This window comes from Streptomyces sp. AC627_RSS907, assembly GCF_019049165.1.
Window position 1 is genome coordinate 1 of record NZ_JAGMUE010001039.1, and the last position, 613, is coordinate 613.

The window sequence follows — 613 nt, forward strand, 5'->3', positions numbered from 1 at the left end:
GGTCGGGCTTGGGGTCGGCCGGCTTGGTCGTGGACTTCTCCGCCGACGGGGTCGGCTTGCCGGCGTCGGTGGCGTCGGCCGCGGTGCTGCCCGTCCCGTCGTCGCCACCGCTGAACAGCGTGAAGCCGACGAACCCGACGACGGCCACGATGGCCGCGACCATGGCCGCGGTCCAGTTCGGGCGGCGCGGTTCGGAGCGGATGCGTTCGGCCTCGAAGAGCGGCGCGGCGGCGGTGGGCTCGGGACGGCCGCCGTGTTCCTCGTCGTACTGGGCGATGAGCGGAGCCGGATCGACCCCGACGGCGCGCGCTAGGGAACGGATGTGCCCCCGGGCGTAGACGTCGCCGCCACAGCGGGAGAAGTCGTCCTGCTCGATGCCGTGCACGATGGGGATGCGCACCCGGGTGGCGGTACTGACCTCGTCAACGGTCAGCCGGGCGCCGATGCGCGCCTGCTGGAGGACGCGGCCGATGGAAGGGCGGTCGTCTGCGGGGGAGTTGCCGATGGACACGAGGGTGCCTTTCGAGCGTGTAGCCACCTGCTGGAGGTTCAGTCTAGGGGTGGTACGAAAGGGTCGGGCAAGCGGGAGGCCGGACTTTGTACGCCATCGGAA

At 71.3% G+C, this 613-nt stretch carries 1 protein-coding gene; it reads right to left on the reverse strand.

The window, feature by feature from the left end:
* On the reverse strand, positions 1 to 511 hold a 511-nt coding region (locus tag KUM32_RS40135), incomplete at its 3' end, for a RodZ family helix-turn-helix domain-containing protein (protein ID WP_217146643.1).
* Between the last annotated feature and the right edge of the window lie 102 nt (positions 512 to 613).